The sequence below is a fragment of the Pseudahrensia aquimaris genome, from assembly GCF_042676045.1.
GTDB lineage: Bacteria > Pseudomonadota > Alphaproteobacteria > Rhizobiales > Rhizobiaceae > Pseudahrensia > Pseudahrensia aquimaris.
In genome coordinates, this window is record NZ_JBHTJV010000009.1 from 182,666 (window position 1) to 197,766 (window position 15,101).

The 15,101-nt window shown below is 57.3% G+C and carries 15 protein-coding genes; 13 read left to right on the forward strand and 2 right to left on the reverse strand.

Features of this window, described 5'->3' with window-relative positions:
• Positions 1 to 8 precede the first annotated feature (8 nt).
• On the forward strand, positions 9 to 617 hold the full coding sequence (gene msrA, locus ACFQ14_RS09720; protein WP_377212540.1) for a peptide-methionine (S)-S-oxide reductase MsrA: 609 nt from the start codon (positions 9 to 11) through the stop codon (positions 615 to 617).
• A 38-nt stretch (positions 618 to 655) separates the two neighbouring features.
• Positions 656 to 1,123, forward strand: coding sequence for a DUF302 domain-containing protein (locus tag ACFQ14_RS09725; protein ID WP_377212541.1), 468 nt, complete (start codon positions 656 to 658; stop codon positions 1,121 to 1,123).
• 38 nt (positions 1,124 to 1,161) lie between these two features.
• Here the strand turns inward: ACFQ14_RS09725 and ACFQ14_RS09730 are convergent, their stop codons facing one another.
• Positions 1,162 to 1,833, reverse strand: coding sequence for an arylesterase (locus ACFQ14_RS09730; RefSeq protein WP_377212542.1), 672 nt, complete (start codon positions 1,831 to 1,833; stop codon positions 1,162 to 1,164).
• A 169-nt stretch (positions 1,834 to 2,002) separates the two neighbouring features.
• Between ACFQ14_RS09730 and ACFQ14_RS09735 the strand changes: the two genes are divergently transcribed.
• The 5 genes from ACFQ14_RS09735 to ACFQ14_RS09755 all read left to right on the forward strand — a co-directional run bounded on the left by ACFQ14_RS09735 (position 2,003) and on the right by ACFQ14_RS09755 (position 8,423).
• Positions 2,003 to 2,773, forward strand: a complete 771-nt coding sequence (locus ACFQ14_RS09735; RefSeq protein ID WP_377212543.1) for an ABC transporter ATP-binding protein — start codon at positions 2,003 to 2,005, stop codon at positions 2,771 to 2,773.
• 89 nt (positions 2,774 to 2,862) lie between these two features.
• Positions 2,863 to 5,379 carry an ABC transporter permease gene (locus ACFQ14_RS09740; protein ID WP_377212943.1) on the forward strand — a complete coding sequence of 839 codons (2,517 nt, stop codon included), beginning with the start codon at positions 2,863 to 2,865 and terminating at the stop codon, positions 5,377 to 5,379.
• 208 nt (positions 5,380 to 5,587) lie between these two features.
• Positions 5,588 to 6,364, forward strand: a complete 777-nt coding sequence (locus ACFQ14_RS09745; RefSeq protein WP_377212544.1) for a Bax inhibitor-1/YccA family protein — start codon at positions 5,588 to 5,590, stop codon at positions 6,362 to 6,364.
• A 91-nt stretch (positions 6,365 to 6,455) separates the two neighbouring features.
• Entirely contained in the window at positions 6,456 to 6,953 is a 498-nt protein-coding gene (locus ACFQ14_RS09750) for a GNAT family N-acetyltransferase (protein WP_377212545.1), read from the forward strand.
• Positions 6,954 to 7,025: 72 nt separating this feature from the next.
• Entirely contained in the window at positions 7,026 to 8,423 is a 1,398-nt protein-coding gene (locus ACFQ14_RS09755) for an MFS transporter (RefSeq protein ID WP_377212546.1), read from the forward strand.
• On the opposite strand, the gene ACFQ14_RS09760 is transcribed toward ACFQ14_RS09755, so the two are convergent.
• Positions 8,420 to 9,160, reverse strand: coding sequence for a phosphodiester glycosidase family protein (locus tag ACFQ14_RS09760; RefSeq protein WP_377212547.1), 741 nt, complete (start codon positions 9,158 to 9,160; stop codon positions 8,420 to 8,422). The two genes, ACFQ14_RS09755 and ACFQ14_RS09760, sit on opposite strands and share 4 nt — an antisense overlap.
• Positions 9,161 to 9,281: 121 nt before the next feature.
• On the opposite strand from ACFQ14_RS09760, the gene leuC reads away from it, so the two are divergent.
• From leuC to ACFQ14_RS09790, 6 genes are all read left to right on the forward strand, one after another.
• Positions 9,282 to 10,682 carry a 3-isopropylmalate dehydratase large subunit gene (gene leuC / locus ACFQ14_RS09765; protein WP_377212548.1) on the forward strand — a complete coding sequence of 467 codons (1,401 nt, stop codon included), beginning with the start codon at positions 9,282 to 9,284 and terminating at the stop codon, positions 10,680 to 10,682.
• Between the two features lie 30 nt (positions 10,683 to 10,712).
• A complete protein-coding gene (locus ACFQ14_RS09770; RefSeq protein ID WP_377212549.1) occupies positions 10,713 to 11,180 on the forward strand; it encodes a DM13 domain-containing protein in 468 nt (155 codons plus the stop codon).
• Positions 11,181 to 11,365: 185 nt separating this feature from the next.
• Entirely contained in the window at positions 11,366 to 12,013 is a 648-nt protein-coding gene (locus ACFQ14_RS09775) for an AprI/Inh family metalloprotease inhibitor (RefSeq protein ID WP_377212550.1), read from the forward strand.
• 63 nt (positions 12,014 to 12,076) lie between these two features.
• Complete coding sequence (gene zapE, locus ACFQ14_RS09780; protein ID WP_377212551.1) at positions 12,077 to 13,249, forward strand: cell division protein ZapE; 1,173 nt, start codon at positions 12,077 to 12,079, stop codon at positions 13,247 to 13,249.
• A gap of 72 nt (positions 13,250 to 13,321) precedes the next feature.
• Positions 13,322 to 14,224: an NAD(P)-dependent oxidoreductase gene (locus ACFQ14_RS09785; protein WP_377212552.1), complete on the forward strand. Its 903-nt coding sequence runs from the start codon at positions 13,322 to 13,324 to the stop codon at positions 14,222 to 14,224.
• A 4-nt stretch (positions 14,225 to 14,228) separates the two neighbouring features.
• The gene (locus tag ACFQ14_RS09790) at positions 14,229 to 15,095 is read left to right on the forward strand and encodes a sugar phosphate isomerase/epimerase family protein (protein WP_377212553.1); all 867 of its coding nucleotides are present in this window, start codon (positions 14,229 to 14,231) and stop codon (positions 15,093 to 15,095) included.
• Positions 15,096 to 15,101 lie beyond the last annotated feature (6 nt).

Here is a 15,101-nt window from a genome sequence, read left to right on the forward strand (position 1 = left end):
CCAGCACCATGTTGCGCAAATCCCTGCTTGCCCTTTCCATCGCCCTGCCCTCAATGGCAGCAACCGCGCCGATGGCGTTTTCCGCCGAAGCAATTTTTGCCGGTGGCTGCTTCTGGTGCATCGAAAAAGACTTTGAACAAGTTGCGGGCGTTGGTGAGGTTGTGTCGGGCTACACGGGCGGTACGAACGAAAACCCGACCTATCAAAACCACACACAGTTCGGCCACCGCGAAGTGGTGAAAATCACCTATGACGAGGCCAAGATATCCTATGACGAGTTGCTAAAAATCTTCTTCCGTTCGGTCGACCCGACCGATGGCGGCGGGCAGTTCTGTGACCGGGGTTTCTCCTATTCCACCGCAGTTTACGCCTTGGATGGCAAACAGCTGGAGGCCGCGAAAAAGGCCAAAGAGCAGGCCGCAAAAGACCTCGGCAAGGAAATCGCCACTGAAATCACAATGGCGGCGCCCTTTACGATGGCTGAGGACTACCACCAAGATTATTATAAGAAGAGCAAGATTCGCTACAATTACTACCGCACCGCCTGCGGTCGCGACCGCACGGTCAAGCGGCTTTGGGGCGATCAGGCCTATTACGGCATCGGCAAAACTTCTTGATCATTTAACGCCTTTTTCAGCCCAAACAGGAGCTAACCATGCCACGCAGTCTCACCAATTCAGCCGCCGCGTTGGCGTTCGCCACATCGACACTTGTTCTTTCCGCGCCCGCATCGGCAATGGACGGCTGGATTGAAAAAGCCAGCCCTCACAGCGTTGAGAAAACGGTGATGCAGCTCACCGCAGCGATTGAAAAAGCGGGAGCAAAAGTCTTCGCCGTGATCGACCATCAAGCCGGTGCAAAAAGCGTTGGTCTGGACATGCCGGCCACAACGCTGGTCCTGTTCGGCAATCCGAAAATCGGAACGCCTATCATGCAGGCCAATCCAATGGCGGCACACGACCTGCCCATCCGCGTTCTCGTTTGGTCAAAGGATGGTCAAACGCAAATGGCCGCGCTTGCGCCTGAGACCTTCAAAACGCGCTACGGCGTCGATCCCGCAATGAAACCGCTTCAAATGATGCAAGGCGCTGTCGGTAAATTCATGGATGCAGCAGCGCAGTAAAGCGTCACAATAGCCACGAGATTACGAAAGGGCGGTTCTTACGAATCGCCCTTTTCTTCGGCCTCTGCGACCAACTTTTTGACGTCCGGCAAGATGCGCTCGACGATCACATCAATACCCTTCTCGTTGGGATGAAACCCGTCGGCAAGGTTCAGCTCGGGGACCGCAGCAACGCCCTCAAGAAAGAACGGGTACAGCATCACATCATGCTTGCGCGCCAGCTTGCCATACATGGCGTTGAACTCGGTCACATAAGCATCGCCCATATTCGGCGGCGCCATCATGCCAGCCAGAAGCACCAGCTTGCCGCGCTCTTTCAACCGCGTGATGATGGTTTCAAGGCTGCTTCTGGCTTTCTCCACGGGAAGGCCCCGAAGCGCATCATTGCCCCCCAATTCAACAATCACCGCATCAGCATCATCGCCCACGGACCAATCGAGCCGGGAAAGGCCGCCTGCAAGCGTATCGCCGGAAACACCTGCACCGACAATTTCAGCCGCAACGCCCTTGGCATCCAGCGCCTTTTGCAATTTTTCTGGAAACGCCGCACCCGGTGGCAACTGATAACCGGCAGAAAGCGAATCGCCCAACACCACAATTTTGGGCGCAGCGAGCGCAATAGCCGGTGCAAAAGAGACGCTCACCAGCGCCAAAAGACTGACGGAAAGCGCGAGGACAGATCGTCGCGTTGGTTCTGCTTTACGATTCATTACTTTAACTTTCTGCGTGCGCCCGCCATATCGGAGCGAGCAAGTGAGACAACATGACCCCGGCTAATGCCACGTATGTTGGGTGAAAACTTTACGACTTTCAGCAACGTAGGAAGCACGAGCCGCGTTTCAATTCACTGCACAAGAAGCAGGGAAAGATTTTCAAAATATGGCAAAGCCAGCATCCACTCCTTCACCCAAAAAGAAAAAGCTCGCAAGCGCGGCCAAACCAGCCCCTGTGGCCAAGCCAGCCAACAATGTTATTGAGCTTGATCAGGTTCATTTGACGCTCGGCGAGGGTGCATCGAAGGTGCATGTGCTCAACGGAATTTCGTTGGGCGTGGAAGCGGGCGAATCCGTGGGCGTCGTCGGACCTTCCGGCTCAGGCAAATCGACCTTGTTGATGGTGATGGCGGGACTTGAGCGCATCGACAGCGGTTTGGTCAAACTGGCAGGCGAGGATTTCTCGTCGCTGGATGAAGACGGCTTGGCCGCGTTCCGGGGCCGCAACATCGGCATCATTTTCCAATCCTTCCACCTGATCCCCAATATGACAGCGCTGGAAAACGTCGCTGTGCCGCTGGAACTGGCTGGCGATCCAAACGCCTTCGACAAAGCGCAGAAAGAACTGGAAGCGGTTGGCCTTGGCCACCGCCTCAACCATTATCCATCGCAAATGTCCGGTGGCGAGCAGCAGCGTGTCGCCATTGCGCGCGCCCTAGCGCCCGACCCCAAAATTCTGGTCGCGGACGAACCAACCGGCAATCTGGACGAAGAGACCGGCGAACAGATCGCTCAACTTCTGTTCCAGCAACAGCGCGAGCGCGGCACAACGCTGGTTCTCGTTACTCACGATCCTTCTCTCGCCTCGCAATGCTCGCGGACGCTGAAAGTGCGAGCCGGAGAGATTGACACGGAAAACAGAAAGCTTGCCTCGTGACCGTAACTTCCGCTGACACCGCAGCCGCCCTTGTGCGGCCCCAAGACAAAACGTCATCCGCCAACAGCGCGGCCGGACCGGCGCTCGCCATGCGTTTTGCGCTGCGGGAACTTCGCGGCGGCTTGAAAGGTTTCTACGTCTTCCTCGCTTGCATCGCGCTCGGCGTCGCGGCAATTTCAGGCGTTAACTCGGTCGCCCAATCCATCACCAGCGGCATGATCGAAGAAGGCCGAACGCTTTTGGGCGGCGACATCGCCTTTACCACCAGCCAACGACAGTTGACGCCGGAAGAGCGGGCCTTCATCAGCGCCCGTGGCACCACGACCGAAGCCGCCAACATGCGCGCAATGGCACGGATGCCCGACGGCTCCGACCAGACAATCATCGAACTGAAGGCCGTCGACAGTGCGTGGCCCCGCGTCGGCACGTTTGACGCCAGCACGCCAGACGCGACCGCAAAAATGCAAGCGGGTGATGCGGTGGCCGTTGACCCGATTTTGCTAGAGCGGCTTAACATTAATGTGGGAGACTCTATAGCGATTGGCCGCGCCTCTTTCGAAGTCATCGCCACAATCGCCAACGAACCCGACCGCGTGAGCGACAACTTTGCCATTGGCCCGAAAGTGTTGATGAGCCTTGCCTCGTTGGACAAAGCGGGCCTTGTGCAGCCGGGAACGATTGTCCGCTGGACGGTGCGCACGCAATTGCCTGTCAACGATCAGGAAACCATCAAGCGCACTATTGAGGAAGCCAACGAAGCCTTTCCGCAAGCCGGTTGGCGCGTGCGCTCGTCGGCCAATGCAGCTCCTGCTTTGACGCGCAATCTTAACCGCTTCTCGCAATTCCTCACACTCGTTGGCCTCACCGCGCTGATCGTCGGTGGCGTCGGCGTTGCCAATGCTGTCCGCGCGTTCCTGGAGACGAAACAACACGTCATCGCCTCGTTCAAAAGCCTCGGCGCGCCCGCGGGCTTCGTTTTTCAGGTCTACCTGTTCCAGATCATGCTTCTGGCGTTGGTCGGCATCGGCATCGGCCTGGCGTTCGGTACGTTAATGCCCATCATCGCCAAAGTGTTTTTGGAGGGCGTTGTCCCGATTGGCTCGGCCTCGCCCTTCCAATTGCCGGCACTTCTTGCCGCAACCGTATTTGGCGTTCTCACAGCACTGGCCTTCGCGCTTTGGCCATTGGCGCAAGCCCGAGACATTCCCGCAACCGCACTCTTCCGCAACGCCGCACGCGACAGCGCGCCGTGGCCACGCCCGATCTTCATTGTGGCAACCGTGTTGATCATCGCAGCCCTCGTTGGCTTAGCCGTTTGGCAAGCGGCAGACCGCAACATCGCTGGCACTTTTCTCGCTGGCATCGGCTTCTCGTTCATTTTGCTACGCGGCGTTTCCTGGCTCATTCAATTCGCCGCCCGCCGCGTGCCAACTTTGCGCTCAACCCCATGGCGTTTGGCGGTCGGCAACATTCACCGCCCCGGCGCGCTCACACCATCGGTCGTTCTGTCGCTCGGCCTCGGTCTGGCGCTTCTCGTTTCGTTGGCGCTGATCGACGGTAATTTGCGCAAGCAAATTGGCGCAAACCTGCCGCAAAACGCGCCTGATTTCTTTTTCGTCGATATTCAATCGGGCGAATACCAGCCCTTCCGCACAGCGCTGGACGAAGTCGCCCCCGGCTCCGAAGTCGTTGGCGTGCCGATGCTGCGCGGCCGCATCGTCTCCATCAACGACGTGCCGTCGAGCGAAATTCAGGCAGCAGAAGGTGGCCGCTGGGTTCTGCGTGGCGACCGGGGCATCACCTATTCCGCCAAGCTTCCGGCAAACTCCACCCTTTCGCAAGGCACATGGTGGGACGAAAACCACACGGGCGAAAACCTTGTGTCATTTGCCGCTGAAGAAGCCGGAGAAGTGGGCGTGAACGTTGGCGACAAAATCGTCATCAACGTCCTGGGCCGCGAAATCGAAGCCAAAGTCGCCAATCTGCGCAATGTGGAATGGGAAAGCATGGGCATCAATTTCGTCATGGTCTTTTCGCCCAATACATTCGCTGGCGCACCGCACGCCTATCTTGCCACGCTACAAATTCCTGAAGTGGAAGGCGTGGACGCGACTGTACGTGACGGCACGATTTTGAAGCAAATCACCACACAATTCCCGACGGTAACCACCGTGCGCGTGCGCGATGCGCTCGATACGGTCAACGCGCTGATCGGCCAATTGGCGACCGCTATCCGCGCCGCCGCTCTGCTGGCGCTTGCAGCCTCGGTGCTGGTGCTTGGTGGCGCATTGGCTGCTGGCAACCGCGCCCGTGTCCACGATGCTGTCGTGCTGAAAACACTCGGCGCAACCCGGCGCACGCTGATCGGAGCCTATGTGCTGGAATATTCGCTTCTTGGCCTTGCAACAGCCCTGTTCGGCCTGCTCGCGGGTGGCATTGCGGCATGGTTTGTTATCGCGCAAATCATGGGCTTTTCCTTCACTTTGCTGCCGGAAGTCGCCGTTTTCACAATCGTCGTCGCACTCGTCTTCACCATCGGCTTTGGCTTGATTGGAACATGGCGGGTTTTGGGCCAAAAGGCAGCGCCGGTTCTGCGGGAATTGTAAAGCCAGAAGGCATTGTTAACCAAAGTGGGATGCAATGCCGACTGCTGCCCAGACTGCGGCAGCATGGCACAGGGCATGTCTTGAACTTGCCACAAGCAATCATCATATTATGCGTGACCTGATGGCTCAAATCATCGGGAACGATATGAGTCACAACTGATCCGCAGCCTTGGGAAAAAGCGCGGATTTTCTTCGGAAAGGGAGCTAAATGGCCGATCTTAGAGAGCAAATGCGCATGCAAACCGCGGGAACCGCGACGCGTGCCGATATCGACCAGGGTTTGCGCAGCTATATGCTGGGCATCTACAACTACATGGCATCCGCTTTGGCCGTCACCGGCATCGCGGCATTAGCAACAGCCAACCTCGCCTCGACCACGGATCGTGCAAACGCTGTGGGCCAGGTCGGCAACACGATGCTGACCCAGTTTGGCGCAATGGTTTACACCTCACCGCTCAAATGGGTGATCATGTTGGCCCCACTGGCATTCATCTTGGTGCTGTCGTTCGGCCTGCAGAAACTGTCCAAGCCAGCAATGACGGGCCTGTTCTACGCGTTCGCTACGCTGATGGGCGTCTCGATGTCGTACATCTTCATGATCTACACTCCTGGGTCGATCGTGCAGACATTCTTCGTCACGGCAGCAGCGTTCGGCGGTCTTAGCCTCTATGGCTACACCACCAAGCGCTCGCTTTCGGGCATGGGCACATTCCTGATGATGGGCTTGATTGGCCTGATTATTGCGATGGTCGTAAACCTGTTCCTCGCATCTTCGGCACTCCAGTTCGCAATCAGCGCCATTGGGGTACTGATCTTCGCTGGTCTGACCGCTTGGGACACACAGCGCCTGAAACATGAATATGACGTGGTCGCTGGTCATGCAGAAATGATGGCCAAGTCATCCATCATGGGCGCGTTGAGCCTCTACCTGAACTTCGTCAACATGTTCCAGTTCTTGCTCTCCTTCATGGGCAATCAGGAATAAGCGACGGTTCAAACGAACTTTTGGAAAGGCGCTTCCTTCGGGAGGCGCCTTTTTTCTTGCCTGTTGCACAACGCCCCGCCACGCTGCGCCCATGACGATACGCAACGCCACAGCAGAAGACTTGCCCGCCATAACGGCGATCTATGCTCATGCCGTTCTGACAGGCACGGGCAGCTTTGAAATAGAGCCGCCTTCGCAAGACGAAATGGCAGCCCGCATGAGCGCCATCCAACAGGCAGGCATGCCATGGATTGTCTTTGAGAAAGATAGCGCGGTGATCGGCTACGCCTATTTCGGCCCCTTCAAACCCCGCGCCGCCTATGCCAACACGGTGGAAGATTCCATTTACATCGACGAAGCCGCACGGGGGCGGGGCATCGGCAAGGCCTTGCTGGAAGAATTAATCGACCGCGCCAAAGCTCTCGGCAAAACGCAAATGATTGGCGGTGTTGGCGATAGCGAAAACCACGGCTCCGTTGGCCTGCACAAAGCTTGCGGCTTCCGCCAGGTTGGCAGATTGGAGCGCGTAGGGTTCAAGTTCGGGCGATGGCTCGATGTCGTGTACATGCAGCGCGATCTGGGCGACTGAATTCGACAAGTATTATTAATAAAGTCCAAATACGGTATTGGTTGAAATCGAATCGAATGCGGAAAATGGGCAATGAGCCTCAACACAGCAGAACCGTTGACTAAACCCGGCGTCGGCCAAAAAGCCCAGGTGACCAAAAAAGGAATTTGGGGCTGGATGCTGTTCGATTGGGCAGCGCAACCGCTTCACACCTTGCTCATCACCTTTTTCTTTGCCCGTTACTTCGCCACCGAAGTCGCACCAGACCCGGAGACCGGCCAGGTCATGTGGGGTTGGATGTTGGCAATCTCCGGTGTCACCATCGCCATTCTGTCACCCGTTCTCGGCTCCATCGCGGATGCAACAGGACCGCGCAAACCGTGGATGGCATTCTTCGGCGCCTGTTTCGTCATCGGTTCATGCCTCTTGTGGTTCGCGGAGCCGGGTGGCGCTGGCATGGTCTTTTGGATTCTCGTCTTCTTCTCCATCGCGTTGTTCGGCGAAAGTTTCGCTTCCGTTTTCAACAACGCGGTCATGACAGACCTCGTGCCCCGCGAAGAGCTGGGGCGTCTTTCGGGCAATGGCTGGGCGCTGGGCTATCTGGGCGGCGTGGTCAGCCTCATCTTCGTGCTGCTTTTGTTGGTGGAATCATCACCCGGCAGCGGTGTCACCCTGATCGGCATCCCCCCCATTTTGGGCCTCGATGCCATCGCATCTGGCGGCCAACGCGCTGTAGGTCCGCTCACGGGCTTGTGGTTTCTTATCTTCGTCATTCCCTTCTTCCTGTTCACGCCGGACGCGCCAAGGCGCGAAAAAGTGGCGGGTGCAGTGTCAAAGGGTCTATCAGACCTGATGAGGACGATCCGCTCCTTGCCCAAAACACCAAGCCTGTTCGCCTATCTCGGCTCATCCATGTTCTACCGCGATGCGCTGAATGGCCTCTACGCGTTCGGCGGCATTTATGCCGGTGGTGTGCTCCAGTGGAGCGCAACACAGCTCGGCCTGTTCGGCATTCTGGCGGCGCTCACCGGCGCTTTGGGAGCGTGGATGGGCGGGAAGTTTGATGATCGCTTCGGGCCCAAAATGGTTGTGACCACCTCCATTTTGATGCTCATCGTTGTCTGCCTGATCATTGTGACAACAGACCGCGACATGGTGCTCTATATTCCCGTCGCAGACAGCGGCCCGGGCTTTGCCCCCGCAGATATCGCGTTTTACATCTGCGGCGCTTTGATCGGTGCAGCCGGAGGCTCCCTGCAGGCATCGTCGCGCACGCTGATGGCTGACCAGGCAGACGACGACAACATGACCGAAGCCTTCGGCCTCTACGCCCTGTCAGGCCGCGCCAGTTCTTTCCTCGCGCCCGCCATGATCGCCATGGCGACCGATTTCTTCGGCAACCAACGTATCGGCATCATGCCGTTGATACCGCTGTTCCTGATTGGCTTGTTCTTGCTGCCGTGGGTGCAACAGCGAAACGCAAAGGCTTAGCGCGCAAACACCCCGATGATCGGCCCCAAGGGCCGCCATCCACCCAGCCGATAATCGCCTGCTTCCATCGTGGAAATGCTGCCGTCAAGAAACAGCGCGTTGGGCGTTTCCAGCACATCACGAAACAGCGTGCCGAACGACCAAAACGTCACTAGCCCACGCGATTGGGCAAAATGCACCCATTGCCCATCAGCAGAGACACCAACGCCGTTTCGAATTTTCTTGCTGGTTGAATCTTTCAAGAACCGCGGGTGCAGTTTGCCGTCGATCACCAGCATTGGCCCGGATTGCGTAGCGTAATCCACCCCATGCGCCACCTTGATCGAGCGGCGCAGAAACGCCTTGGTTTCGCTCACCCCCGCCCTGTCGCCATCAATCCAGAAGACTCCATTGGGCAAAAGGTGAAAATTTCCCCAGCCACCTTTGGTGGAAGCCCCCACGAACTGCCGACCTCGTTCGATATACAAACCAACCGGCGCTAGATTTTCGTGATACATGCCACCATTGGCAAGCATGAGCGGCGTGCGGTCTAGCTGGCGTTTCAGCGGCGCAAGGCTGCCATAGGGCTTCTTGTTTTTATCGGAATGAAACATCTCAACCGACACCTGCGCCAACCGATAAGAGCACACGACATGCTTGTTGCTGTCATGGACGACGTCCCGGCAGGTGCCGCTTGCGCCCTGTTGCCCACAAATACCGAGCCAGAGGCACAAAAGACCGCTCAACCACTCAATCATTGTCAGCACACCCCAACATTACGTTCTCATTCTTGACGTTTGGCATCAGCCTGCGCATATCCTGTTGTGAAAATGTGGGCACCACAAATGCCCTATCCCGAAGTCAGTATGGAACGCAAAAATGGCCGGCACGACCCTTTATGACAAAATCTGGAACGATCATCTGGTTCACGAGGCCGAAGATGGCACAGCCCTGTTGTATATTGACCGGCATCTTGTCCATGAAGTGACAAGCCCACAGGCTTTTGAGGGCCTGCGGATGACCAACCGCACCGTGCGCGCACCGGAGAAGACACTGGCCGTGGTTGACCACAATATCCCAACCACAAACCGCGCCAATGGCATCGAAAACGAAGAGAGCCGCATTCAGGTTGAGGCACTCGCCAAGAACGCAGCCGAGTTCAACGTCGAATATTTCTCGGAGACAGACAACCGCCAGGGCATCGTCCACATCATCGGCCCCGAGCAAGGCTTCACCCTGCCCGGCATGACGATCGTGTGCGGCGACAGCCACACATCCACCCACGGCGCTTTCGGTGCGCTGGCCCACGGCATCGGCACATCAGAGGTTGAGCACGTGCTCGCCACGCAAACGCTGATCCAGAAAAAAGCCAAGAACATGAAGGTCGAGGTGACCGGCGATCTTGGAAATGGCGTGACCGCCAAAGACATCATCCTCGCCATTATCGGCGAAATCGGCACGGCTGGCGGCACAGGCTACGTGATCGAATTCTGCGGTTCGGCCATTGAGGCGCTGTCGATGGAAGGCCGCATGACGGTTTGTAACATGACGATTGAAGGCGGCGCGCGCGCTGGCCTGATCGCACCTGACGAGAAAACCTTCGAATACATCAAAGGTCGCCCGAAAGCCCCCTCCGGCAAGGCTTGGGACATGGCGCTCGATTATTGGAAGACGCTGAAATCCGACGAAGATGCCCATTTCGACAAGGTCATCACGCTGGATGCCAACAACCTCACCCCCATCGTTTCTTGGGGTTCTTCGCCCGAAGACGTCATCGCGGTGACCGGTGAAGTGCCAGACCCTGCTCTGATCCAGGACGAAAACAAGCGTACCTCCAAGCAACGCGCGCTTGACTATATGGGCCTGACACCGGGCACCAAAATCACCGATATCAAGATTGACCGCGTCTGGATCGGCTCTTGCACCAATGGCCGTATTGAAGACTTGCGCGCGGCTGCAAAGATCATGGAAGGCAAGAAAATTGCCGAAGGTGTCTCCGCCATGGTTGTTCCGGGGTCGGGGCTGGTGAAAGCGCAGGCTGAGAAGGAAGGGCTGGACAAGATCTTCATCGCGGCCGGAGCCGAATGGCGCGAGCCGGGCTGCTCAATGTGCCTGGCCATGAACGACGACCGCCTGAAGCCCGAGGAGCGTTGCGCTTCAACATCAAACCGCAACTTTGAAGGCCGTCAGGGCTTCAAAGGCCGCACGCATCTTGTCAGCCCGGCAATGGCGGCGGCTGCAGGTATTCACGGCCATTTTGTGGACATAAGAGAGCTTTAAGCCCGAAACCTCACTTTAGGAGGTTTCAACATGCGTATTATTCTGGCTTTTTTCACTCATGGCGCGATGCTGGCAATCGGCTTCGCACTTGGCATCTATTTTTTGCCAATTCTTACCGCTCCACCGGCGCCGGATAGCGCAACCCTGCAACAACAGGCAGCAGGAGCCCAATATACTGCAAACTTCACCCGCCAATTGCCGGGTAGTGATTTCTTGCATTGGGGCGAGGGAAAAATCAGCATTTCGGGCGACAAGATCGTCCACGAGGGCAAGCTGGCACCGGGGCCGGATTACCGCCTCTATCTCGCGCCTGACTTCGCGGATCATGAAGACCCGTTCAACGCAATCAAAGAACAGGCAATAGAGATTGGCAGCGTGAAAACCTTCAACGGTTTCGTTCTGGATGTGCCGGATGGCATTGATGTCAGCAGTTACAACAGTGTCATTATCTGGTGTGAGACGTTCGGCGAATTTATCACAGCAGCCAAATATCGCTAATCGAAGGCGACAGCGCCAATAGGTGGCGCTTGATCTGGCTCTCGGTTAACCATAGGAAAGCAAATGAACGCGTAAACAGTGCTGTTGAGGCATAGTTGCACGGAAATAAGGTTAAGGTTCGAAGGGTTTCGGGCCGACACAAACAAATCGCGGCGGCAGGGCGTGGCGTTTCGAGGAGCATACGCATGGTAGTTTCGGCTTCCACGACTGATATTAAGCGGGCATCAAGCCACGCGAAACCAACAACATGGGCGGCTCTAGCAGCGCTTGGACTGGCCGTCGCTATGACCGGCTGTACCCGCACGAGCGATATTAACCAGGCTGGCTTGTTCTCCTCATCGAGCAACCAAGCTGATCCGCTCCCACCAACACCCACATCGCGGGTGCAAAGCGGTCAGTTGCAGCCGGCCTCACCAACGCCACCACCACCACCCGTTCAAACCGCTCCGCCGCAAACTGCTGTTCCTGCGCCGCAAACCGCAGTGCCAGAAGCACCGTCGTCAAGCCAGCCGCCAGATCAACTCGCGAATGTTGAGCCATCGCCAGCGCCGGTCCAATCAAGCCAACCTGTCACACGGCAGGCTTTGATCGGCAGATGGACCGTCAGCGGTGGCGGTTCAAACTGCGATATCTTCTTGGCACTCACCAAATGGGGCAGCGGTTTCCGCGCTGCCGGTCGCCAATGCGGTGGCGTTGGCATTGGCAATGTGAGTTCGTGGAATGTGACCAACAATCAAGTTCTGCTCTACGATGACGGCGGCAAGCAAATCGCTTCCCTGCGACGCACGGGCGAAGAACGTTACAGCGGCGGCGGTCTGACCTTCTCGCGCTAAGCAGTTCGGGACAACGTCTTTCCGCTCTTGCCAATTTGCCCGCTTGCGTGGTTTGGCTGAACGATGACCAATACGGACCAATCGCAGTCTCAAACAGCGGCTCCGACCTCGCAACTTAGCGACGAAATCACCGCGCTTATTGCTACCGGTGAATTGCAGGCAGATCCGGCCCAACGCGAGACCATTGCGGCGCTGGATTCTTTATTGGGTCAACTTTCTGTCCGCCCCCGTGCGTCAAAACAAGGTGCGCTTGGCTGGCTGTTTGGGCGCAACAAGCCAATGGACGCAAACACGCCCCAAGGGCTCTATATCTGGGGCGGTGTCGGACGCGGCAAGACGATGCTGATGGACCTGTTCTTTGAGCTGGCACCCGTTGAGGACAAGCGTCGCATCCATTTCCACGGTTTCATGCAGGACGTCCATTCCCGCATCCACGCTTTCCGCCAAGACGCAAAGCGCGCCAAGAACCAGGACGCCGACCCCATCCCACCCATCGCTGCCGACCTCGCAAAACAGGCACGGCTGTTGTGTTTCGATGAATTCGCGGTCACCGATGTGGCCGATGCGATGATTTTGGCGCGGCTGTTCACGCAGTTGATGGATAACGGCGTCACCGTTGTCGCCACATCGAATGTCGAGCCGGACAATCTCTACAAAGACGGGTTGAACCGATCATGGTTCCTGCCCTTTATCGAGCTTTTAAAAAACCGCATGCACGTGCTGCATCTGGCTTCGCAAACCGACTATCGCATGGAAATGCTGGTCAATGGCGACGTCTATCTCACTGGCAACGACCGAGCAGCACAATTTGACGCGCTTTGGCAAGCCATGCTTGGCGGTGCGGTCGAAACGGAGATCGCGCTTTCCGTCAAAGGTCGAACCCTTAGATTCCCCAGAACCTCAGGCGCGATGCTACGAGCCTCTTTTGATTCGCTCTGCCGTGAAGCGCGCGGTGCGGGCGATTATCTGACGATTGCGGAGCATTTCAGAACAATCGCGCTGGAAGGCGTGCCCGTGATGGACGAGGCCGACCGCAACGCCGCCAAACGCTTCATCGCCCTGATCGACACGCTCTACGACGCCAAGCGCACCCTGATCGTTGAAGCGCAAGCGCGGCCGTCAGAACTCTATCCCGTCTCCCACGGCACCGAAGCCTTCGAATTCGATCGCACAATTTCTCGGTTGCGCGAAATGCAAAGCAGCGAATGGCTTGCAGCACGAAGGGGAGAAGCATGAGGGCGCTGACGACAAAGTCTGGTCAAAGCGACCGCGTCTCACCATACTTCTTTCAAACGGGAGAAGGACGCTATGCCAATCGCGGGAATTATCGGTATCGGGGATATGGGGTCTGGCCTCGCCGCCAATCTCATCAAGGGCGGATTCACTGTTCACGGATTTGATCTGAAGCCGGAGCGAATGAAGGCCTTTGGCGCGATGGGTGGCATGGAAGAAGCAAGCGCCGCCCATGTGGGGCAGCACGCCGATACGGTCTTCATCATGGTGATGAACGGGGGCGAGGTTGAAACCGCAATCTTCGGCAACGGTGCAGATGAAGCCGGGCTTCTCTCCACCCTCAAACCCGGCTCCACCATTGTGCTCACCGCGACCATCAAGCCGAAAGAAGCCAAGGCAATTGCGGCCCGGTTGAAAGACGCAGATCTGCGTCTTGTAGACAGCCCTGTCAGCGGTGGCCGGCCAGGCGCGGAAGGCGGCACGCTGACACTGATGGCGGCAGGCAAGCGGGAAGCGCTCGACGCGGCCCGCCCCGCGATGGAGGCAATCAGCGCAACGATCCACACAGTTGGCACCGAAATTGGTGAAGGTCAGACCATGAAAGCCTGCTTGCAGGCGCTCATCGGATCCATCTTCACCGGCGCGTTTGAGGCCTGCGGCTTGGCAGCCAAAGCGGGCGTGGATGCAGATGCTTTGAACCGCGTCTTCTCCACGTCTGCAGCCGGATGCGGCATCACCAACGCGGCGGTGTCCAACGTCATTGCAGGCACGTTTGAAAAGACCGGAAGCCACATCAACACGATGCACAAAGACCTCACGATCTCGCTCGATCTGGCGCAGGATCTGGGCGTGCCACTCTTCACCGCAGCCACCGCCATGCAGCTCTTCGCAGCTGGCCGCACCCGCCACCCAGACGGCGACAATCAAGTCGTGGCGAAGGTGACGGAGGAAATCATCGGCACGGGCCTGAGAAAGTAGACCCATGAAACTGGGCGTCATCACCGATGGAATTTCACGCGATCTTGGCCACGCTTGCAGTGTCATGAGCGAATACGATTTGGAATGGGCGGAGCTTCAATTTATCGGCGACAAAGAGGTTGGCGATTTGGATGCAAGCGAGCGGCAAAGCGCGTTAGAAACCATTCGCCACCACCAAAAGCGCGTTTCGTGCATTTCGCGGCACCTGTTTGCAGGCATGGTCATGGCATCTTCCAAGCCGGGCGACCCAACCCATGTGAAACACATGGACGCGCTGAAGCGCTGCATCGCCATGGCCCATCAATTCGATTGCCAAACCGTACGCATCATGACGGGCAAGAAAGAACAGATCCTGTGGGGCCACAACGGCGCAGAAAAATGGAATGTCGCCCACGGCGCATGGGAGGCGCAGCTTCCTCTCATCGCACCTGCGGTTGAACTCGCGCGCTCGGAAGGCGTGACGCTTGTGGTGGAGACAGGCAACGGCACGATGGTGAATTCAGCGACAACAGCCCGGCGGTTGATTGATGATCTGGATGCAAAAGACGTGCTGAAGGTTTTATGGGACCCGGCCAACAATTGCTGGTGCAAGGAGGAAGCATACCCGCGCGGCTACGATGCCCTGCGCGGTGGCTATCTGGGCCACATTCACATCAAGGACGTGTTTGCCGATCCACCGTCGGCCACGCTGGAAATCCGCCCCATTGGCGAAGGCCAATTGGCCCCGCATTTTCAGCCAATAGCCAAAGCCCTGAGGGCAGACGGCTATGAGGGCGTCATCTCATTTGAAAGCGTCTACCACTCAGGCGATGGCGATTTCGAAGCTGGCTTTCGCGCCAACATTGAAACCTTCAAAAGCCTGTTTGAATAGTTCCAA